Origin of the sequence: Pedobacter flavus (assembly GCF_036324285.1) — a bacterium.
Classification (GTDB): domain Bacteria; phylum Bacteroidota; class Bacteroidia; order Sphingobacteriales; family Sphingobacteriaceae; genus Pedobacter; species Pedobacter flavus.
The window spans coordinates 733,461-754,405 of sequence record NZ_JAZDQU010000002.1 but is presented as its reverse complement, the minus strand read 5'-3'; the positions used below and the strand labels follow the sequence as shown (position 1 = coordinate 754,405).

The following is a 20,945-nucleotide window of genomic DNA, read 5'->3' as shown; positions in this document are numbered from 1 at the left end:
GATTAAATAATTGAGTTTTTCTCAACGTGCAATCTTAATTCTTCTTTGTAATTTATAATTTTTTGCATCAATTCATCATCAGCCGAAGCTAAAATTTGAGCGGCCAAAATACCTGCATTTTTTGCTGCATTTAAAGCAACTGTTGCAACCGGTACACCATTAGGCATCTGTAAAATAGAAAGAATGCTATCCCAACCATCAATAGAATTAGATGATTTTACAGGCACACCAATTACGGGTACAGAAGAAATAGCGGCTACCATACCTGGTAAATGCGCAGCACCACCAGCACCTGCAATAATTACCTTTATACCTCTAGAATAAGCTTCTTTGGCATAAGTGTACATCTTTTCGGGTGTACGATGTGCAGAAACCACATTTATTTCGAATTCTACTCCAAATTGTTTTAAAATATCTGCAGCATCTTGCATGACAGGAAGATCTGATTTACTTCCCATTATTATTCCAACTTTAGCTATCATTTAGAGGTTATTTTAAAATTATTTTTAATATAGTTTGCTTTTTCTATTGCCTTCGATCTATCATTATCAACCACAGTAATGTGTCCCATTTTTCTAAATGGTTTGGTGTACTTCTTTCCATATAAATGAACATTAGCACCGCTTAATTTAAGGACATTATTTAGGCCTTCATAATTAGCAAGACCAGTATGTTCTTTTTCGCCTAATAAATTTATCATTACTGCACTTCCTCTTAAATCGGTATTGCCTAGAGGTAAGTTGAAAATTGATCTTAAATGCTGCTCATATTGAGAAGTATAATTCCCTTCAATAGATTGGTGTCCGCTATTATGAGGTCGCGGAGCTAATTCATTAACCAACAATTGACCATCCTTAGTGACAAACATTTCTACAGCAAGTATGCCTGTTATATTTAAAATTTTGGCAATCTTAATTGCAATTTCTTTTCCTTTTTCCTGAATTTCAAGTGAAAATTCTGAGGGAGACACTAAGAATTCTACCAAATTAGCTTCGCTATTAAACTCCATATCAACCATAGGGAAGGTAGAAGTTTCGCCATCTTCATTTCTGGCTACAATAACTGCAACTTCTTTTTCGAAATCTATTAATTGTTCTATTAATGATGGTTCTTCAAAAGCACGTTCTATATCAGCTTCGCTATTAATTTTCATAACACCATGACCATCGTAACCATCTTTTCTTTGTTTTAAGATGAAAGGAAAATTAAATGGGGCATTAAGTAAATCATTTTTTGAAGAAACCAATTTAAATGGTGCTGTAGGAATGTCGTTTTCTACAAAAAATTGCTTTTGAACACCTTTATCCTTAATTAGATTGATAACTCTAGGTTGTGGATAAACAATTTTACCATCGCGCTCTAATGCTTCCAACGCCTCGGTATTCACTTTTTCTATTTCAATCGTTATAATATCAACGTCCTTGCCGAAATTATAAACAGTATCGTAATCGGTTAAAGAACCAACCGTAAATTTCGATGCAATATCCTTGCAAGGTGCTTCCGCATCTGGTTCTAAAACATGTGTTGTTAGATTGTAATTCAAACCTTGTTGAATTAACATGCGACCTAATTGTCCTCCGCCTAGAATTCCTAATTTAAGGTCACTTATTTGTTTTGCCATTAGTGTTTATAGAGATTATGCTATTTTTACAACAAAAATACGAATATATAACAATAGATGAATGTTGATGCAATAATAATTGGTGGTGGAGCATGTGGGTTAATGTGTGCTGTTCAGGCCGGAATGCTTGGAAAGCGCGTTATAATCCTTGAAAAAAGCGAAAAACCAGGAAAGAAAATTCTTATTTCTGGGGGTGGTAGATGTAATTATACCAATATATACATTGAGGGGGATGAATATATTTCTAATAACCCAAATTTTTTGAAATCGGCATTTAAACAATGGACGGTAGAAGATACGATTCAGTTTTTTGAAACTTATGGTTTAACAGGTGAAGAAAAGACCCTTGGTCAGCTTTTTCCAACAAATAAAAATGCGAAGGATGTAGTGAAGATTTTTACCCAGTTATGTGATGAATTGGGGCAAGATATTATATGTAATGCCCATATTATTGAGGTTAAAAATTTAGACAATGGTTTCGAGGTAATTTATAATGCTGGCATAAAAGAAGAAAAATTAAAGGCACCAAAACTTGTTATTGCTACAGGTGGTTTACCTATTTCTAAGATGGGTGCAACAGATTATGCCTTAAAATTTGCCACGAAATTGGGGTTAAAAATACAACCTACAGCACCTGCCTTGGTACCATTAACTATTACAGGTAAGGACGCTGATTGGTATGCTAAACTTTCAGGAAATTCTGTTTTTTGTAGAGTTAGCAACGATAAAATTTCATTTGAAGAACAAATATTATTTACACATTGGGGCTTAAGCGGACCTGCTATATTACAAATCTCTTCGTATTGGCGACCGGGGGAATATATTAATTTAGATTTTTTGCCAGATCGTTCTATTCAAGAAATCATTGAAAATGAAAGAATTAATAATGGTAAATGGTTATTATCTACTTTGTTAAATAAATTCTTTACTAAGAAATTTACAGAATCAATCGGACTTTATTTGCCTTTAGAAAAGCAATTGGCGAATTTAAATAAAGATGATATAGAAAAAATTCAACGTACCATTCATCATTTTAAAGTTAAGCCAGCTGGCGACAAAGGATATGATAAAGCGGAAGTTATGCGTGGTGGCATAGATACGGCCGAATTAAGTTCTAAAACCTTAGAATGTAAAACTGCGCCAGGCTTATATTTTGGGGGCGAATGTTTGGACGTTACCGGTTGGTTGGGTGGATATAATTTTCAATGGGCTTGGGCAAGCGGATATGTAATTGCGCAGAACCTATAAAAAAAAGGAACCCAAGATAAATTGGATTCCTTTTTAATGTAAAGTAGTAAACTACTTAAAAAAAAACTATTAATAAATTGTAGTAGAACAGTCAGTGTATAACCTAAACCTTTTGACTGTTAAAAGGATAACTCCTTTTATTAATACAAAATTATAAATCATTTTAGACAATAATTTTGATAAATGTCAACATTTATAACTTCGTTTTAATTCGGCTTAGTGTAGATGGTGATATGCCTAAATAAGATGCGGCCATTTTATTTGAAACACGTAATAAGAAAGTAGGTTGGTGATTCATTAGCCATTTAACTTTTTCTAAAGCGTCCATGCCTTGAAAAGTATAGATTCTTTGTTGAGCATATATATAACCAAGTTCAATTTTTTCGCGATATATTTTTCTGCAGGCTGGAATCTCTTCAATGAGTTTAAAATAATCGTCTTTAGAAATTACTAGTAATTCTGATGGCTCTATAGTTTGTACATATTCATTTGCAGGTTTCTGATCAATTAAACTTGGTAAGGCAGTACCAAATGATCCTTCGAAAAAGAAATTTCTACTCGACTCTATACCTGCATTGTTTACAGTAAATATGCGTAAACATCCTTTATTGATGAAATAATTGTGCATGCATACTTCATCGTAGTTTAATAAAATCTGATTTCTTTTTGTTTTTATTCTCTTAAAATGTTTAAAAATATACTGCAATTTCTCGTCGTCTATATTATCTCTTTCACGAAGATATTTTTCCAACAAATTAAACATTGAATGAAATTGCATAGATTATTAAAATTGAAATTTGAAGATTTTGAAATAAAATAATTTTTCGTTAAAAAAAATAGAAGTAAGTTATGAAGGTAACGATTTGAATACAATAAAAGTAAAAATAAATTTTTATTTGGTTATAATAAAATCATAATTTTAAAATTAAGGGGTATTTCGCTTTAAATTGAAAATATTTTTCTATCTTTAACTATAAATGGAGAGAGTCTTAAACCATATCATGTTTTCTAAATGGCTAAAATCTTTAAAGGGTTTTGCTAGAGGACAGCGTATGTCTATCTATTTGCAAAAACAGAAGAACGGACTTTATTTTTATTCTTCTTTCAAAGACTTTCCTATTCCTACCCAGGCCTAAAATTTCGCAAAGAAAAAAGGACTGGGGTTAATCCTATATAATTTCTTGTCAATCAAAATAGATAAAATTAAAACTTATCTATAAGAAATATTTATACTTATAAATTTCACCTTAAACAAAAAAACATAACAATACGATTATGGAAAATAAAACATTAGAAAATCAAGTAATAATAACAGCTGAAGATTTTGAATTATTAAAACCTTATGCAAATAAAAAAGCCGATGGTGAAATGTCGTTAGCTAATGAGCTTGCCAGAGCTAAAGTTGTTAAGAAAGAAGATTTCCCATTAGATTGTGTAAGAATAAATTCTAAAGTTTCCATTTTAGATAAAGACAGTAAAAATAAAATGGAATTTACCTTGGTATTGCCACAATATGCAAATATGTCTAAAAAACAAGTATCTATTCTAACCCCAATGGGTGCGGCATTAATTGGCTTTAAACAAGGTGATTCTGTTGAGTGGAAGCTTCCGGCTGGATTAAAGCGTTTTGAAATTATTTCAGTATTAAATGAAACACTTTAAAATTTAAAGGTAAGTTTTGATAAATAATTATTCATTGTTTTTAAACCTCAAAGTTTTTGATGCTTTTGCCTCGGTAAGATTAGTTACCGAGGCCGACCTATTTATTTAGGATTGTCCGCTCTAAAAATTAGAGCGAATTGTAGAATTATGCATTAAAAAAATTGATAAAATGAATAAAGATTTAAATACAACCCAACATTCTATAGTACTTTCTAGAGGTATATTCGACTTATTAAAAGTTCACGTTAATCGTAAAAAACTAAGTAAGTACAACGAAGATAAATTAAATTTAGAATTAAGAAATGCTAAACAGATTTTAGCAAAAGACATCCCAAGTGATGTTGTAACTGTAAACAAGCAAGTTAGATTAATTGATGTTGAAACAGGAGAAGAGTCTGTTTATAAATTAGTAGGTGATGGGGTAGCAAAAAGAAAAAATGGCACCCTGTCTATTCTTTCTCCAATTGGTGTAGCCATTGTAGGTTATCCCGTAGGTGCCGAAGTAACCTGGGAAATGCCAACAGGAATTAGAACTTATAAAATTTTAGAAGTAGAAAATCTATAATTAATAATAATATCAAACTTTTATTGAACAACAACGTTTTATAAATATTAAATTTTTGATTTTATGGGACTATTAAAAAAAGTTATCATCGGTGCAGCTTTATTCGGCGCTTATAAATATGTAACCAATAAAGACAAATTAACAGGACGTTCAGTATTAGACGATATTAAAGATAATGCACCTAAATGGGTTGAAAAAGTGAAAAACCTTAAAACCTATTAAAAAATTAATTCCAAGTTTTTGAGCCATACTGTATTTAGTATGGCTTTTTTTATGTGTGATTTTTGAAAATAGATTTAATTGATTGATTAAAAAGTTGAATCAATACAGTTTAGTAAATATCTATTTACATGATTAGCCAATAATTAATAGTTTAATATTTTTAAATTTGGGCTATAATTAGTAAATTAATAAAATGATAAAGGACCAATTAGTTGAAAGAAGTGGCAGTTGTTGTGAGCTTTGTGGTTCAACAAACGATTTAAAAGTATTTGAATTAAAGCCAGATACCATAACAAATTTAGATAATGCTTTACTGGCTTGTTCTACTTGTGCAGATCAAATTAATAAGGTTCAACCAATGGATCCTAATCATTGGAAATGTTTAACAAATTCAATGTGGAGCGAAGTTCCTGCAATTCAGGTCATCGCATGGAGGATGTTGAGTAGACTTAAAAATGAAGCTTGGGCATCAGATAATTTAGATATACTTTATTTAGACGACGAAGTTTTAGAGTGGGCAAAGGAAGCAGGTGATCATCATGATCAAATTGAGATAGGTGTGCATAAAGACAGTAACGGAATGATTTTAAATGATGGTGATTCTGTTGTGGTTACAAAAACCTTAGATGTTAAAGGTTCTTCAATTAGTGCTAAATTAGGTACTGTTGTAAAGAACATTAGATTAGTACCCGATAACCCGGAACAAATAGAAGGTAGAGTAGAAGGACAATTAATTGTTATTCTGACTAAATATCTTAGAAAACAATAAACATTTTTTAAAGCCTTTATTTTATAAAGGCTTTAATTTTTCATGCTCAAATGCAACCCGGTAAGTAGGATCCTCCAGAATATTTACTTCTATAATTCCTTCTGCATTTTTAAGCAATTGAATACAATCGGCACTTAAATGTGTTAATTTTAATTGTTTTCCAGCCTTTCTATATTTCTCAGTAAGTTTATTTAAGGCGTCAATTCCACTCATATCAGAAACCCTACTTTCCTTAAAGCTTATATAAACAATTGAGGGGTCGTTTTCTATTTCAAACTTTTCTAGAAATGAGGTAACGGATCCAAAAAACAATGGTCCATAAATTTCATAATGTTTAATTCCGTCCTCATCAATATATTTATTAGCCCTTATTCTTTTTGCGCTTTCCCAAGCAAAGACCAATGCAGAAATAACCACACCAATTAATACCGCCAGCGCTAAATTATGTAGCCATACAGTAATAACAGCTACCGTTATACCCACAAAAATATCTTGTTTGGGCATCTTATTTATCAGCCTTAAGCTAACCCATTCAAAAGTTCCAATAGCAACCATAAACATTACCCCCGTTAATGCGGCCAAGGGAACTTTATCTATAATTGGGTAAGCAAATAAAATGATAAATAATATAGTTAATGAGGCAATAATGCCTGATAATCGCGCTCTAGCACCTGCTGATATATTTACTAATGTTTGAGCAATCATCGGACATCCGCCCATACCAGTAAAAAAACCATTGGTAATATTTGCAGCGCCCTGAGCTATACTTTCTCTATTGCTGTTCCCCTTAGTATTGGTTATCTCATCTACTAAATTTAAAGTTAATAATCCTTCAGTTAGTCCTACACCAGCCATAATTAAGGCATAAGGCGCAATGATGTATAAAGTTTCTAAATTTAATGGAATGGCTGGAATATGAAATTTGGGAAATCCTCCACCCACGCTGGCAATATCTTGAACAGTTCTAGTATCTATTTTAAAAATTATAACGACTAAAAAAACTACAATAATGGCAACTAATGAAGATGGTACAGCTTTGGTAATTTTAGGTAATAAAAGGGTAATTAGAATAGTTAACGCTACTAATCCAATCATAATAAATAAAGGTGTTCCTTGCATCCAGCTAGAAACTCCGTTATTAACTACTTTAAATTGAGATAATTGAGCGGTAAAAATGATGATAGCCAATCCATTTACAAACCCATACATCACAGATTGAGGAACGAGTCTTATAAATTTCCCCAATTTGCATAGGCCTACAACAATTTGAAAAACACCCGCTAAAGCAACAGCACCAAAAACATATTCAATACCATGCGATTGCATTAAAGCAATTAAAACCACCACCGTAGCACCAGCACCTCCAGATATTAATCCTGGTCGGCCTCCAAAAATACTGGTTATTAAACCCATTATAAATGCTGCATACAAACCAGAAAGAGGGGGTAGGCCAGCTAATATTGCAAATGATAATGATTCTGGCATCATGGTCATTGCAACCGTTAACCCTGCTAAAATCTCATTTTTATAATTGATTTTGGTATTGAAATCGAATAATTGAAAAATGGGTCTTGGCATGGGATGAATAATTGAAATGCAAATATACGGTCTGAATACTGTTCAGTAGAAAACTTAATTATGAAGCGGACTTAAATCTAATTCATAAATTTCTAAATCAAAGTATTTTGCTGAAGCTAATAAATGATCAAAAATATCAGCCATAATATGCTCATATTCAATCCATTTAACCGTATTAGTGAAAGCATAAATTTCGATAGGTAAACCTTGAGTAGTAGGAGCTAATTGTCTGGTCATCATGGTCATTTTTTTATTGGTGCCAGAAATATTCATCAAATAATTATCAATATACTTCCTAAACAATCCAGCATTAGTTAAATTTCGCCCATTTATTAATAAACTTTTATCTGCATTTATTCTCGCATTACTTTTATCTATATCTTTTTGTCTATGATCAATGTAATTAGATAAGGATTGTATTTTTTTAAATTTTTCAATTTCATCTGGTTCTATAAACCTAATGGTTGATTGCTTAATATAAATTGCACGTTTTATTCTTCTGCCACCAGATTTTTGCATACCCCTCCAATTTTGGAAAGAATCAGAAATCAGTGCATAAGTTGGGATAGTTGTTATGGTTTTATCGAAATTCTGAACCTTTACAGTCGTTAAATTAATTTGCAACACATCGCCATCAGCGCCATACTTTGGCATTGTAATCCAATCTCCAATTCTAACCATATCGTTAGAGGTAACTTGAATACTGGCAACAAAACCCATAATTGTATCTTTAAACATCAATAATAAAACCGCAGAAATGGCTCCCATAGCAGTGAAAAATGCAATTGGCGACTTTCCAGTAAGATTTGAGAAAATTATAACCGCACCAAATAGGAATAAAATTATTCTGATTACCTGAATATAACTATCAATAGGTTTCTCTTTGAAACTCGGACTAGACCTCATTTCGTCGCTTATTGACTTTATAACGCTCATGATCATCCAAATAATCATGATAACCATATACACATCGGCCAATGCTTCTAAAGGATCTACTAAACTGTTAAAATCGGAAAACACAATTGGGATTCCCAATTTCACGATAAGTAATGGTGCAGAAAGCGCTAGGTAATGCGGAAATTTATTGTCTAATAAATGTTTAAAAAAATCGACTTTCCTACGTTGATATATACTTATTAATAGAATTCTTAATAATCTTCTGACAATATTTTGGACTACATAAATTAATACAACAGTAAATAATGATAGCAGCAATACATTTAAATATTTAGCGGATTCTACACTAACTCCTAATTCAATTAAATAGTTATAAATTACTCTAAATTCCATCTGTCTAAGATAAATAAAATGTAAATTATATCTCTTTTAGAGTTAATAATATCAAAATCAGCCTAAAAATTCCTTTGTTGTAAATGTAAATACATTATCTATTAGGTAATTACAATTTATTTTAGATAAATTTAATAGAAAATTGGGGCAAAGTTTTAAAAACATTGACATATGTCTACAAAAAGCTTCATGACAATAAGATTGCATTTCCTTTAAAACTAATGGGTAAATTGTATTAATTAAATCATTCAATATTAATGAATTCTAAAAATAATTAAAATGGAAAATTTAGTAAAAAGACCCGAATTTAAGGCATATTATGATAATTACATTGGTGGGAAATTTGTGCCGCCGGTTAATGGTAAATACTTCGATAACATATCACCAATTGATGGTAAAGTTTTCACAAAAGCTGCACATTCTTCTAAGGAGGATTTAGAATTAGCAGTTAATGCTGCTGCTGAAGCTTTTAAAACATGGGGTAAAACTTCTGTAACCGAAAGAAGCTTAATCTTAAATAAGATTGCTCAAAGGATGGAAGACAATCTTGAATATTTAGCTACTGTAGAAACGATAGATAATGGTAAAGCTATTAGAGAAACTTTAAATGCAGATTTGCCTTTAGCTATTGATCATTTTAGATATTTTGCTGGGGTTATACGTGCAGAAGAAGGTTCGTTAATGGAATTAGATAGTGATACTGTATCTTTAATTGTAAATGAGCCATTAGGTGTTGTTGCTCAAATTATTCCATGGAATTTCCCATTATTAATGGCCGTTTGGAAATTAGCACCAGCCTTGGCCGCAGGTAACTGTGTAGTATTAAAGCCAGCAGAAAGTACACCAACCTCTATCATGGTATTGGTGGAATTAATTGGTGATTTATTGCCTCCAGGCGTATTAAATGTTGTTAATGGATTTGGTTCTGAATTAGGTAGAGCATTGGTTACAAATCCAAAAGTGTCTAAAGCTGCCTTTACAGGCTCTACACCAACTGGTAGAATGGTAATGCAATATGCAACTGAGAATATTATTCCAGTAACCTTAGAATTAGGGGGTAAATCGCCAAATATATTCTTTAAATCGGTGATGGATGAAGATGATGCATTTTTAGATAAGGCAGTTGAAGGTGCTGTATTGTTCGCATTAAATCAAGGTGAAATTTGTACTGCTCCATCAAGATTATTAATTCAAGAAGATATTTACGATGCTTTTATCGCTAAAGTTATAGAAAGAACTAAAGCAATTAAGGTTGGTAATCCATTAGATAAAACTGTAATGATGGGTGCGCAGGCTTCTAAAATTCAATATGAGAAAATTGCATCTTATATTAAATTAGGTAAGGAAGAAGGTGCTGAAGTGTTAACAGGTGGTGATGTGAACAAACTTGAAGGAGAACTTGCAGGAGGATATTACATTCAGCCTACCTTATTTAAAGGACATAATAAAATGCGCATCTTCCAAGAAGAGATTTTCGGTCCAGTTTTAGCCGTTACCACATTTAAAACAGTTGAAGAGGCCATTGAAATTGCAAACGATACTTTATATGGGTTAGGTGCAGGTGTTTGGACTAGAGATGCCCACGAATTGTATCAGGTTCCGAGAGCCATTCAAGCAGGAAGAGTTTGGGTAAATCAATATCATTCTTATCCAGCAGGTGCTCCATTTGGAGGATATAAACAATCTGGTATTGGTAGGGAAAACCATAAAATGATGTTAGGTCATTACCGCCAAACAAAAAATATGTTGATTTCCTACAATAAAAATAAATTAGGATTCTTTTAATTGATCATAATGCGCAAGGACTTAATTCTTGCGCATTTTTATTTTACAGCTATGGTTAAGCGTATAGAGGCTACAGCAAAGGCAATAGAATTGATAGAGCAATTAAAGTCCACACACGGCGAATTAATGTTTTATCAAGCAGGTGGATGTTGTGAAGGAACTCAACCACAATGTTTCGAAAAAGGGGGGTATTACCTCCGAATGAATGATGTGTGTATTGGAGAAGTAGCTGGATGCGAGTTTTGGGTGGATAAAGATTTATTCGATTATTGGAAATATTCACATTTTTTGCTGGACGTGACAGACGGTTTTGGAGCTGGCGGATTTTCTTTAGAAACCCCGCTAAATAAAACATTTATTATTCACTATACTTTGTTTTCTAAGGACGATTTGGATAAACTGGAAGCATTGAAGTTCGCCCAATAATTTTAATTTATTTAAATTGAAAGGGTTATCTAGTAGTTCTTATAGATTGCAATTAAACTATAGATAAAATTTATACTATCATAGATTTTATTGATTTTGAATACATAATAATAGGCGTTATCTTTAAAACAGATTTAGGAAATAAACGAAATTTATTCATTAAATATTAAAAACAACAATGAAAGAAGAATCAGGAGATATTAGTAAATGTCCATTCCATAATGGGAGTATGCAAAAAAATACTGCATCAGGAAGAGGTACACAAAATAAAGATTGGTGGCCAAACCAATTAAATTTAAATATTTTAAAACAGCACGACACAAAAATCAACCCTATGGGTCAGGATTTTGATTATGCTGAAGAATTTAAATCCTTAGACTTAGAAGCATTAAAAGCAGACTTAGAAGCGTTAATGACTGATTCTCAGGATTGGTGGCCAGCAGATTTCGGTCATTATGGTCCGTTATTTATTCGTATGGCATGGCATAGTGCTGGAACTTACCGTGTTCAGGATGGACGTGGTGGAGCAGGCGAGGGTCAGCAGCGTTTTGCACCATTAAACTCTTGGCCAGATAACGTTTCATTAGATAAAGCTCGTCGTTTACTTTGGCCAATTAAACAAAAATATGGCCGTAAGATTTCTTGGGCCGATTTAATGATCTTAGCTGGTAACGTAGCATTAGAATCTATGGGTTTCAAAACCTTAGGATTTGCAGGTGGTAGAGCAGATGTTTGGGAGCCAAATCAAGACGTTTATTGGGGGTCAGAAACTACTTGGTTAGCGGGTGACATTCGTTATTCAAAAGGATCTGAAGGAGTAGAAGGTGATAGTGTTTTAGTATCTGATGATAATGCAGACGGTAAAATACATACCCGCGATTTAGATAATCCATTAGCAGCTGTACAAATGGGATTAATTTATGTTAATCCAGAAGGTCCAGATGGTAATCCTGATCCAATTGCTTCTGCAAAAGATATTAGAGATACATTTAGCCGTATGGCGATGAATGATGAAGAAACCCTTGCTTTAATTGCAGGTGGACATACATTTGGTAAAACCCACGGTGCTTCTACAGCAGATCATGTTGGTCCGAATCCCGAAGATGCTGATTTAGAATTGCAAGGTTTAGGTTGGGCAAATAGCTTTGGTACAGGTAAAGGTGGCGACACAATTACTTCAGGTTTAGAAGTTACGTGGACGAGCAAACCTACAGAATGGTCTAATTTATTCTTAAGTTATTTATTTGGTTTTGAATGGGAATTAACAAAATCTCCAGGTGGTGCACACCAGTGGGTAGCTAAAGATGTTGGCGAAATTGTACCGCATGCTCACGATAAAAATAAAAGAGTAAGACCAACCATGCTAACTTCTGATTTAGCATTACGTTATGATCCAATTTATGAAAAAATTGGTCGTCGTTTCTTAGCTAACCCTGCAGAATTTGAAGATGCTTTCCGTAAAGCATGGTTTAAATTAACTCACCGTGATATGGGACCAATTAGTCGTTATTTAGGTGCTGATGTGCCTAAAGAAGTATTTACTTGGCAAGATCCTGTTCCAGCAGTAGATCATGAGTTAATTAATGAAGCTGATATTGCATCTTTAAAATCTCAAATTCTTAACCTAGGATTAAGTGTATCTGAATTAGCAGGAACAGCTTGGGCTTCGGCTTCAACTTTCCGTGGTACAGATAAACGTGGCGGTGCTAATGGTGCTCGTATCCGTTTAAATCCAATGAAAAATTGGGAAGTAAACAACCCAGTTCAATTAAATAAAGTATTATCTGCTTTAGAAGGTATTCAACAAGAATTTAATGCAGGTAGTAAAAAAGTATCATTAGCAGACTTAATCGTTATTGCTGGTAATGTTGCAATTGAAAAAGCAGCTAAAGATGCAGGTCACGATTTAACAATTCCATTTGCTCCAGGGAGAACTGATGCTACTCAGGAACAAACTGATGAAGATTCAATTAAATGGTTAGAGCCAATTGCAGATGGTTTTAGAAACTATAGAAAAGCAACTAGAATTGGTGTTTCTACAGAAGAGTTATTAATCGATAAAGCTCATTTATTGACTTTAACAACACCTGAATTAACTGTTTTAATTGGTGGTTTACGTGCAATCAACATTAACTTTGATGGTTCTAAACATGGTGTATTTACAGAACGTCAAGGACAATTAACCAACGACTTCTTTGTGAACTTATTAGATATGGGTACACAATGGAAAGCTATGGACAATAGAAGAGAAGTTTACTTAGGTAGTGATAGAAAAACTGGAACACCTAAATGGACAGGTACACGTAGCGATTTAGTATTTGGTTCTAATTCAGAATTAAGAGCAATTGCTGAAGTTTATGCAAGTGCAGATGCAACTGAGAAATTTGTAAAAGATTTTGTTGCAGCTTGGACTAAAGTAATGAACTTAGATAGATTCGATTTAAAATAATATAAGTTTAATTCTAATTATAAAAGCACTGGAAAATTTTCCAGTGCTTTTTTTATGTCTTTATTTATAAAAATTGAAAATTTCATCAAATAAACAATATTAATTTCATAATAGTTTCGTTAATAGAATAGTATAATTATCTTAGTTTTTTAATTACTTAAGACCATTTATTTCATGAAATTTTCTAAAAACTTATTCTTAATTTTTTCTAGTTTATCCGTTATAGCTCTGTATTCATGTAAAGCTAAAAAACCTGTTGTTGCTGCTCCAATTCCTGCGGCTGTGGCTACACCTGCTCCAGCTGAAAAACCTGCTGAAACTGCCCCTGTTACCCCAGTAACTCCTGCTCCAGTTATAGAAAAACCAAACTTTAATATCAGTAATATTCAATTTGAATTTAATTCATCAGTTTTAAAAACAGCATCGTTGCCAATTTTAGAAACTGCAGTTAGAGAAATGAAAAAAGCACCTAATACTAAATTCATTTTAAATGGACATTCATCAGCCGAAGGTACACCTGCACATAACTTAAAATTATCTATTGATAGAGCAAATGCTGTTAAAACATTTTTTGTAAATGCCGGATTAGCTGCTTCTAATTTCACAGTGGTTGGACATGGTGAAAAATACCCAGTTTCTAATAATAACACCGAAGCGGGAAGAGTATTAAATAGAAGAACAGAAATTCAAGTAGTAGAATAACCTACAACAATAATTTTATTTTAAAAAGCCTCAAAACATATACGTTTTGAGGCTTTTTTTATGGTTTATAGATTTAAATATTATTCTAAAAATTTTAACTTATTAAAATTTCAAATTTATGATTTAATATTTTTTAAGTTTAATAATTAAAGCAATAGTATAAATTATGTATTTTAAATTATTTTATGTTTGTGTGTTTTTATTTATATTATTGATATACAGGTAGTTAGTAGTTTTTTATTTAAACTTTAACAATTTTAGTAAAAAAAAAGTTGCATATCATGTTTTTTACATTTAGCTTTAATTTAACTAAACGATTATTAACTAACTAAATCTATTAATTTATGAAAAAACTTAAACTAAGTTTATTCGTTCTTATGCTTATTGCGTTCAATGCAATAGCGCAAGATCGCACAATAACTGGTACGGTTATTTCTCAAGAAAATGAGCCAATTTTGGGAGTAACGGTTAAAGTTAGAGGTGCATCAGGCGGGACCACAACAGATGCGAATGGTAAGTACTCTATTCGAGTTCCGCAAGGTTCTACCACTTTAATTTTTTCTTATCTTGGAATGGTTGAACAAGAAAGAAATATTGGTACAGCCAATATCATCAATGTAACCATGACTATAGATTCTAAGCAATTAGAAGAAGTAGTTATTACCGGGGTTGGGGTAGCTACCTCGAAAAAATTAGTACCTATAGAGGTGACCACTTTATCTTCTAAAGATTTCCCTAAAAGTGCAACTACAAGCGTAAATCAAGCTTTGCAAGGTCAATTTGCGGGTGCACAGATTATCCAACGTAGTGGTCAGCCAGGTGCATCAGCATTAATTATTTTAAGGGGGTATACCAACTTATCTGGTACTACACCATTAATTATGATTGATGGTGTGCAAACAACTTCTGATATCTTAACCGATCTTGATCCTAACACTGTTGATAGAATTGAGATAGTAAAAGGTTCAGCAGGGGGTATGTTATATGGTGCACAAGGTGGAAACGGGGTAATTCAAATTTTTACTAAGAGAGGTGAAAAAAATAGCAAACTAGCTATTGATTTTAGTTCAAAATACAGTAATGATAGAGTTATTGCATTAAATACTTTAATAGCAACCAATCACCATTGGGTTACAGATGCTTCTGGAAATATTTTAGATGCAAATAGCAAACCTATTGCTCAAAGTGCTATAGGGGTTTGGACTAATCCAACCGCAATGCCATTTTCTACGGATAAAACGGTTCAAAACAATAAACCAATTAATTTACCAACTTTTGATCACGTAAAACAAGGTAATAGAAATGCAAATACTTATACTAATTCATTAAATATTAGAGGTGGTGCAGAAAGATATGATTATACTTTTGGTGTATCACATTTATCTCAACAAGATGTGTTTAGTAATAATTTAGAGAGAACAAACATTAATTTAAATTTCGGTTTTAATCCTGTAAAAGGTTTAAATTTTAGAAGTGCTACCCAATTAATTAGAACTCAAGAAGATTTATTAGGCGGTAGTAGATTTAACTTAGTAAACTCTTTACAGTGGATTGATTTTACTTGGAGAAATCCTACAACAGGTCAATTGGTAGTTAAACCAAGTACATTAACTGATAACAACAACTCTCTTTCTGAAAGAGAAGCAAGAGAGCGTTATAGTAAAACGCCTAGAATTGTTCAAAGCTTTAATTTAAATTATAAATTACCAAGATTTGTTGAGTTTGATGTTAAATACTCTTTAGATGGTAGAGCTTCCGAAGATTATAGTTTCTACTACAATCAAACAGGTAGAGCACAAACTGTATTCTGGGGATCAGACATTAACGGAAGTATTGCAAGATCATTCCAAAACTATAGAATGCATTATGGTAATGGTAGTGTGTTTTTAAGAACTGATTTTAAAAATGATTTTAATATCAATTTACCTCTTAAAACAACTACCCAGTTTACTTATGATTTAAGAAAAATTCAAAGTGAGTCGTTCTCAGCTTCTGGAGTAAGTTTACCAGCTTATCCACCTTATACACTTTCAAGTGCAGCAACTAGAACAGGTAGTGAGAGTTTAAGTGAATCATTAATTTATGGTTTCTTAGTAAATCAAACTTTTGATTTTGGTAATTTATTTGGTGTGTCAGCAGGTTTTAGGTCTGATTATTCATCAGCATTTGGCGGACAAGGTAAGGCAGCTACATTCCCTAGAGGTACTGTTTATTTTAATCCATCAGAATTATTTAAAACACCTAATAGTATAATTACTAACTGGAAATTAAGAGCTGCATATGGTGAAGCTGGTGTTCAACCAGGTATTTACGATAGACAGGTTACTTTCGGAAGAGGTGGATTTGGCGATAGTGGTTCTTATTTAGTGACTAGAAATACGGCTAATAACCCTGATCTTAAAATTCAAACTACTACCGAGTTAGAGGTAGGTACTGATTTAAACTTAACTCCGTCTAAAGGTAATTGGTTGGGCAATTTAAATTTAAGTGCAACTTATTGGAAACGTACATCAGATGATGTAATTCAAAATGCACCAGTTGCACCTTCAACAGGGGGTAGTGCAACCATCAATAACTTAGTTGCTTTAGAAGGTAATGGATTAGATATTTCATTAGATATCAATACCCATAAATCTAGAAATTTTGAATGGAATACTGGTATTAGATGGGCAAAAAGTAAATCATTAATTACTAAAGTATCTAATAACGTTCCTATTACGAATGGTGTATTTAATATTGCTCCAGGTGGTGATTTAGGTAACTTATATATGCAAAGTCCATTAACTAGCATTGATCAACTTAAACCAGATGGAACTAGATATATTCCAGCTGCAAACGCGGCAAATTATACTATTGTTAATGGTTATGTAGTTAATTTAGCAAATTATAATGTTGTATTAACTAGTGCTGATGATTTAAGCGTTGTAGGTAATGTAAACCCAGATTTCACTGCATCATTTATCAATCAATTTAAAATTTATAGAAAATTAACAGTAGGTGTTCAGTTTGATTGGATTAAAGGCGTTGATATTTACAATCAAACAAAACAATGGTTGTACAGAGATAGATTGTCAAAAGATTTTGATCAAGTAGTAGATATTAATGGTCAACAAGGTGCATTTGTAGCTTATTACAACAGTCTTTACAATACCAATACACCATTGTCACATTTTATAGAAAATGGTAGTTATATCAGATTAAGAGATTTATCAATTAGTTATGATTTAACTGATCTTATTAAGCAAAAATGGGTTAAAAATATCTCAATAAGTGCAACAGGAAGAAATCTTGTAACTTTCACAAAGTATAAAGGTTTAGATCCTGAAGCTACAGCAGCATTAACTAATCAAGGTGGTACCATCTCAGGTTTTGGTGCTCAAACTGGAGTTGATTATTATGGAGCTCCTAACTTGAAATCATTCCAGTTTAGTCTTAATGTTGGATTTTAATTGTTCAATAGAAATTTTTAATTCATAAATAAAATGAAGAAAATAATAGCATTTATTGCAATAGTAGTATTCTTTACAAATTGCAAAAAAACTGATTTACAGTTGGATGATCCCAACTCGCCAACTCCAGCAGGATCGTTGGCAACCGTTAAAGGGGTAGAACAATTTGCCCTAGGTATGTGGGCAAAGTTGTACTCAGGAAATAATTTATTGGTACATTCAATGAATATGCATAGTTTTATGGGCGATGAGCAATGGACTTCTGCAGGTAACTTTGGATGGAGATATGTTAACCAAGTTGATAAAATTACTTTACCTCCACCATACAATACAGTTGTACCTGGTGTATTAGTAATAGATCAGCCTACTCAATTAAAAGCATTAAATAATTTAGCTGCAACCAATGGTTCGCAAACCAATGCTTTAGTTTATGAGTGGAATATGGCTTATTTAGTAAATGGCCAGGCTAATTTTTTATTAGCTGCCGTAGAAAACCCTAATATTACTTTAAGCGCATCTAAAAAAGCTACACTTATGGCTTGGGCTTATTGGTGGAAAGGTTTTGCTTATTCTAGAATTGGTTCAATGTATATCGCTGGTGTTATTAATAATAAAACTGACGGTTCTACAGATTCTCAATACAGAACCCGTCAGGAGATGATTACTGAAGCTAATGCTAACTTTGATAAAGCGATTGCTTTGTTAGCACCTTTAGCTGCAAATGATTCGGAGTATAATAATACTTTAAACGCAATTGTTCCAAACTTTAATAAGCCAACACCTAATGTTACCATTACGCCACAAATGTGGGTTAGAGGTATAAATACTTATAAAGCTAGAAATCTATTGGTAAATAAAAAGGTTACTGAGTTAACCGCTGGTGATCTTACATCATTAAGAACTTTAGCTAACGCTGGTATGGTAGAAGGTGATATAACTTTCTTATTAGGAATTTCGGCAATTGCTGGTGAAGGTATTTCTCCAAATAATCAGCAACATATTTTATTGTGGAATTCTCATGCTAATAATCCGGGATGGATGTATCCTTCTGAACGTTGGGTTCAAGATTTTAAACCAGGTGATCAGCGTATGGTTAAAGGTGTAAGTGTTTTACCAACGCCAGAAGTAAACCGCTCTGCAAGAGGTATTCAGTTTGGAACAAGATATTTCTTCACAGCAATCCAAAACGGTGGATATTGGTCAACTAATGCAAGAACAGGATTTGCAAACTTCGCAGGATCTTGGGAAGAAAATGCACTTATGTTAGCTGAAGCCGATATTAGAACCAATCAAATTGAAGCTGGTTTAGCTCGTATAGACAGAGTTAGAGCTGCAAACGGTGCTGGTTTAGCTGCTACAGTTGGAACTGGACTTAATCAGGCTCAAGCTTTAGAAGAGTTAAGAAAAGAACGTAGAATTGGTCTTACACTAAAAGGTTTAGCATTTTATGATGCAAGACGTTGGGGTGTAATTACCAAAGCATCTGCTGGTGGTGGTAGAGCCAATGCTAATGTTTTGGTTCCTAATTCAATGATTGGTGCAACTCCAAACGGCGGATTTACTGTGTTACCTACATTTATGGATTACAACTACATGGATTATTGGGATGTTCCAGTAACAGAGTTCTCTTTTAATACCCCTTCTTCAAGTAGCCCTGCAATAGCTAATTAATAATTATTTAATAATAAGCAAGTTTAAGAGGAAGCCGTTTCATTAATTTGAAACGGCTTTTTTCTTTATTAAGCTATTAGATTTTGCCACATTTTTAGAATTATTTCTTCACTAATACTTCTGTTAGCTGGACTGGTGCTGGGTAATGAGATATAATTTAAAGTTTCAATTCTGGCGAAATGTTTATCAAACAATAACTCCGCCTTTTTACCATTAAAACCAATTATCCTTAAATTTTTATGTTGTTCAATAAATTTATCTATCGGATTGGTGTAAACATTTTTTATAGCAGTATCTAAACTCCCTTGTCTATCCGCCGTTTTAACTACATCCCATAAAGCTATTTTATTTGTTAATAATAGCTCTATTTTTTCTGAATATGTTTTGGGTAGTTTACTATTTGTGATGGTTGATATTATCTTCCAAAATCTATTTTGAGGATGCCCATAATATTCATTAATTGCTAATGATGTATCGCCAGGTAAGGAGCCAAGTATTAAAACTTCAGCATCCTGATTAGAAATATATTCGAATGAAGTTTTAATATTCAATTATTAAACCATTTGTTCTTCCTAAACAAAAAACCTATAGATTTTGTTTAAAGCGTTCTATGTCTATATTAAATTACTCGCTAAGGTTTAGTGAGAAAGGTAAGATAAATAGGTGTTAATACCCGTTCTATTTTGTAATTCTTTCTACAATTAATTTTGCTGAAATATAATTATAAGCAAGATTTAAATAGGCGTTTTTCTCTTTTTGATAATTAAAATTCACTGTATTTAGTTCAGATAGCAAAAGACGACCGTTGGCATATTGTTCAGATTAAACTTATGGCTGGTGGCGGAACTTCTTCTACTTACGATCCGATAGATGTAACTCAATATACATTTGATGAAATGAAAGCTGCAGTAGATGCAGCGGAAGATTGGGGGACATATGTTATGGTTCATGCTTATATGCCAAGAGCGGTAAAGCGTGCTGTTGAAGAAGGTGTGAAATCTATAGAACATGGTCAGATTTAGGATGAAGAAACTTTAAAATTATTGGCTGAAAAAAATGTATGGTTAAGTCTTCAAAACTTAATGGACAACAATGATAATATGGATGTGCAACGTAAAGAAAAACGCAAACTTGTATTAGAAGGGCAAGATAAAGTTTGGCCTTTGGCGAAAAAATTGGGTGTTAATTTAGCTTGGGGAATAGATTTTCTTTTTGAGCCAGAACTAAATAAAGATCAAAATAGCTATATCCTACGACTACAAAAATGGTTTACCAATGCAGAAATTTTAAAAATGATTACACAACAAAATGGTGAATAATTACAACTTTCTGGATTAAGAAGTCCATACATAGGGAAAATTGGTGTAATAGAAGAACAAGTATTCGATGATTTGTTATTGGTAGATGGCGATCCATTAAAAGATTTATCCTTAATTACCAATCCAGAGAAGAACTTTTTATGATTATGAAAAATGGGGAGATCTTTAAAAACTCTTTAAAATAATATT

At 32.6% G+C, this 20,945-nt stretch carries 19 protein-coding genes; 13 read left to right on the top strand and 6 right to left on the bottom strand.

What is annotated here, in order from left to right:
- Positions 1 to 2 precede the first annotated feature (2 nt).
- Complete coding sequence (gene purE / locus VRU49_RS09465) at positions 3 to 482, bottom strand: 5-(carboxyamino)imidazole ribonucleotide mutase (protein ID WP_330146537.1); 480 nt, start codon at positions 480 to 482, stop codon at positions 3 to 5.
- Positions 479 to 1,621, bottom strand: a complete 1,143-nt coding sequence (locus VRU49_RS09460) for a 5-(carboxyamino)imidazole ribonucleotide synthase (protein WP_330146536.1) — start codon at positions 1,619 to 1,621, stop codon at positions 479 to 481. The genes purE and VRU49_RS09460 overlap by 4 nt, the downstream gene beginning before the upstream one ends.
- 57 nt (positions 1,622 to 1,678) lie before the next feature.
- On the opposite strand from VRU49_RS09460, the gene VRU49_RS09455 reads away from it, so the two are divergent.
- Positions 1,679 to 2,869, top strand: coding sequence for a BaiN/RdsA family NAD(P)/FAD-dependent oxidoreductase (locus VRU49_RS09455; protein ID WP_330146535.1), 1,191 nt, complete (start codon positions 1,679 to 1,681; stop codon positions 2,867 to 2,869).
- Between the two features lie 193 nt (positions 2,870 to 3,062).
- Here the strand turns inward: VRU49_RS09455 and VRU49_RS09450 are convergent, their stop codons facing one another.
- The gene (locus VRU49_RS09450; protein WP_330146534.1) at positions 3,063 to 3,647 is read right to left on the bottom strand and encodes a Crp/Fnr family transcriptional regulator; all 585 of its coding nucleotides are present in this window, start codon (positions 3,645 to 3,647) and stop codon (positions 3,063 to 3,065) included.
- 497 nt (positions 3,648 to 4,144) lie between these two features.
- On the opposite strand from VRU49_RS09450, the gene VRU49_RS09445 reads away from it, so the two are divergent.
- From VRU49_RS09445 to VRU49_RS09430, 4 genes are all read left to right on the top strand, one after another.
- A complete protein-coding gene (locus VRU49_RS09445) occupies positions 4,145 to 4,531 on the top strand; it encodes a GreA/GreB family elongation factor (protein ID WP_330146533.1) in 387 nt (128 codons plus the stop codon).
- Positions 4,532 to 4,700: 169 nt separating this feature from the next.
- Positions 4,701 to 5,096 (top strand): GreA/GreB family elongation factor, encoded by a 396-nt coding sequence (locus tag VRU49_RS09440; protein WP_330146532.1) that lies wholly within the window; start codon positions 4,701 to 4,703, stop codon positions 5,094 to 5,096.
- A 63-nt stretch (positions 5,097 to 5,159) separates the two neighbouring features.
- Complete coding sequence (locus tag VRU49_RS09435; RefSeq protein WP_330146531.1) at positions 5,160 to 5,318, top strand: YtxH domain-containing protein; 159 nt, start codon at positions 5,160 to 5,162, stop codon at positions 5,316 to 5,318.
- 193 nt (positions 5,319 to 5,511) lie between these two features.
- Positions 5,512 to 6,087 (top strand): PhnA domain-containing protein, encoded by a 576-nt coding sequence (locus VRU49_RS09430; RefSeq protein ID WP_330146530.1) that lies wholly within the window; start codon positions 5,512 to 5,514, stop codon positions 6,085 to 6,087.
- Between the two features lie 21 nt (positions 6,088 to 6,108).
- Here VRU49_RS09430 and VRU49_RS09425 read toward each other — a convergent pair whose 3' ends face one another.
- A complete protein-coding gene (locus VRU49_RS09425; RefSeq protein ID WP_330146529.1) occupies positions 6,109 to 7,665 on the bottom strand; it encodes a SulP family inorganic anion transporter in 1,557 nt (518 codons plus the stop codon).
- A gap of 54 nt (positions 7,666 to 7,719) precedes the next feature.
- Entirely contained in the window at positions 7,720 to 8,955 is a 1,236-nt protein-coding gene (locus VRU49_RS09420) for a mechanosensitive ion channel family protein (RefSeq protein WP_330146528.1), read from the bottom strand.
- 279 nt (positions 8,956 to 9,234) lie between these two features.
- On the opposite strand from VRU49_RS09420, the gene VRU49_RS09415 reads away from it, so the two are divergent.
- The 6 genes from VRU49_RS09415 to VRU49_RS09390 all read left to right on the top strand — a co-directional run bounded on the left by VRU49_RS09415 (position 9,235) and on the right by VRU49_RS09390 (position 19,437).
- On the top strand, positions 9,235 to 10,740 hold the full coding sequence (locus VRU49_RS09415; protein ID WP_330146527.1) for an aldehyde dehydrogenase family protein: 1,506 nt from the start codon (positions 9,235 to 9,237) through the stop codon (positions 10,738 to 10,740).
- A 9-nt stretch (positions 10,741 to 10,749) separates the two neighbouring features.
- Positions 10,750 to 11,166 carry a DUF779 domain-containing protein gene (locus VRU49_RS09410; protein WP_330146526.1) on the top strand — a complete coding sequence of 139 codons (417 nt, stop codon included), beginning with the start codon at positions 10,750 to 10,752 and terminating at the stop codon, positions 11,164 to 11,166.
- Between the two features lie 178 nt (positions 11,167 to 11,344).
- On the top strand, positions 11,345 to 13,615 hold the full coding sequence (gene katG / locus VRU49_RS09405; protein ID WP_330146525.1) for a catalase/peroxidase HPI: 2,271 nt from the start codon (positions 11,345 to 11,347) through the stop codon (positions 13,613 to 13,615).
- Positions 13,616 to 13,789: 174 nt separating this feature from the next.
- Entirely contained in the window at positions 13,790 to 14,317 is a 528-nt protein-coding gene (locus tag VRU49_RS09400) for an OmpA family protein (protein WP_330146524.1), read from the top strand.
- A gap of 344 nt (positions 14,318 to 14,661) precedes the next feature.
- Positions 14,662 to 17,766, top strand: a complete 3,105-nt coding sequence (locus VRU49_RS09395; RefSeq protein WP_330146523.1) for a SusC/RagA family TonB-linked outer membrane protein — start codon at positions 14,662 to 14,664, stop codon at positions 17,764 to 17,766.
- A gap of 33 nt (positions 17,767 to 17,799) precedes the next feature.
- Positions 17,800 to 19,437 carry a RagB/SusD family nutrient uptake outer membrane protein gene (locus tag VRU49_RS09390; RefSeq protein WP_330146522.1) on the top strand — a complete coding sequence of 546 codons (1,638 nt, stop codon included), beginning with the start codon at positions 17,800 to 17,802 and terminating at the stop codon, positions 19,435 to 19,437.
- A 68-nt stretch (positions 19,438 to 19,505) separates the two neighbouring features.
- Here the strand turns inward: VRU49_RS09390 and VRU49_RS09385 are convergent, their stop codons facing one another.
- A complete protein-coding gene (locus tag VRU49_RS09385) occupies positions 19,506 to 19,988 on the bottom strand; it encodes a DNA-deoxyinosine glycosylase (protein WP_330146521.1) in 483 nt (160 codons plus the stop codon).
- Positions 19,989 to 20,267: 279 nt separating this feature from the next.
- Between VRU49_RS09385 and VRU49_RS09380 the strand changes: the two genes are divergently transcribed.
- Together VRU49_RS09380 and VRU49_RS09375 are read left to right on the top strand one after the other, a co-directional pair.
- On the top strand, positions 20,268 to 20,459 hold the full coding sequence (locus VRU49_RS09380; protein ID WP_330146520.1) for an amidohydrolase family protein: 192 nt from the start codon (positions 20,268 to 20,270) through the stop codon (positions 20,457 to 20,459).
- A 21-nt stretch (positions 20,460 to 20,480) separates the two neighbouring features.
- Positions 20,481 to 20,756 (top strand): amidohydrolase family protein, encoded by a 276-nt coding sequence (locus VRU49_RS09375; protein ID WP_330146519.1) that lies wholly within the window; start codon positions 20,481 to 20,483, stop codon positions 20,754 to 20,756.
- The last annotated feature ends 189 nt before the right edge of the window (positions 20,757 to 20,945 follow it).

Excerpts from the sequence above, each read along its gene's own strand:
- katG (WP_330146525.1), top strand. The coding sequence starts at position 11,345 with ATGAAAGAAGAATCAGGAGATATTAGTAAATGTCCATTCCATAATGGG.
- purE (WP_330146537.1), bottom strand. The coding sequence starts at position 482 with ATGATAGCTAAAGTTGGAATAATAATGGGAAGTAAATCAGATCTTCCT.
- VRU49_RS09430 (WP_330146530.1), top strand. The coding sequence starts at position 5,512 with ATGATAAAGGACCAATTAGTTGAAAGAAGTGGCAGTTGTTGTGAGCTT.
- VRU49_RS09450 (WP_330146534.1), bottom strand. The coding sequence starts at position 3,647 with ATGCAATTTCATTCAATGTTTAATTTGTTGGAAAAATATCTTCGTGAA.
- VRU49_RS09455 (WP_330146535.1), top strand. The coding sequence starts at position 1,679 with ATGAATGTTGATGCAATAATAATTGGTGGTGGAGCATGTGGGTTAATG.
- VRU49_RS09435 (WP_330146531.1), top strand. The coding sequence starts at position 5,160 with ATGGGACTATTAAAAAAAGTTATCATCGGTGCAGCTTTATTCGGCGCT.
- VRU49_RS09410 (WP_330146526.1), top strand. The coding sequence starts at position 10,750 with ATGCGCAAGGACTTAATTCTTGCGCATTTTTATTTTACAGCTATGGTT.
- VRU49_RS09445 (WP_330146533.1), top strand. The coding sequence starts at position 4,145 with ATGGAAAATAAAACATTAGAAAATCAAGTAATAATAACAGCTGAAGAT.
- VRU49_RS09400 (WP_330146524.1), top strand. The coding sequence starts at position 13,790 with ATGAAATTTTCTAAAAACTTATTCTTAATTTTTTCTAGTTTATCCGTT.
- VRU49_RS09420 (WP_330146528.1), bottom strand. The coding sequence starts at position 8,955 with ATGGAATTTAGAGTAATTTATAACTATTTAATTGAATTAGGAGTTAGT.
- VRU49_RS09460 (WP_330146536.1), bottom strand. The coding sequence starts at position 1,621 with ATGGCAAAACAAATAAGTGACCTTAAATTAGGAATTCTAGGCGGAGGA.
- VRU49_RS09395 (WP_330146523.1), top strand. The coding sequence starts at position 14,662 with ATGAAAAAACTTAAACTAAGTTTATTCGTTCTTATGCTTATTGCGTTC.
- VRU49_RS09440 (WP_330146532.1), top strand. The coding sequence starts at position 4,701 with ATGAATAAAGATTTAAATACAACCCAACATTCTATAGTACTTTCTAGA.
- VRU49_RS09425 (WP_330146529.1), bottom strand. The coding sequence starts at position 7,665 with ATGCCAAGACCCATTTTTCAATTATTCGATTTCAATACCAAAATCAAT.
- VRU49_RS09390 (WP_330146522.1), top strand. The coding sequence starts at position 17,800 with ATGAAGAAAATAATAGCATTTATTGCAATAGTAGTATTCTTTACAAAT.
- VRU49_RS09380 (WP_330146520.1), top strand. The coding sequence starts at position 20,268 with ATGGCTGGTGGCGGAACTTCTTCTACTTACGATCCGATAGATGTAACT.
- VRU49_RS09415 (WP_330146527.1), top strand. The coding sequence starts at position 9,235 with ATGGAAAATTTAGTAAAAAGACCCGAATTTAAGGCATATTATGATAAT.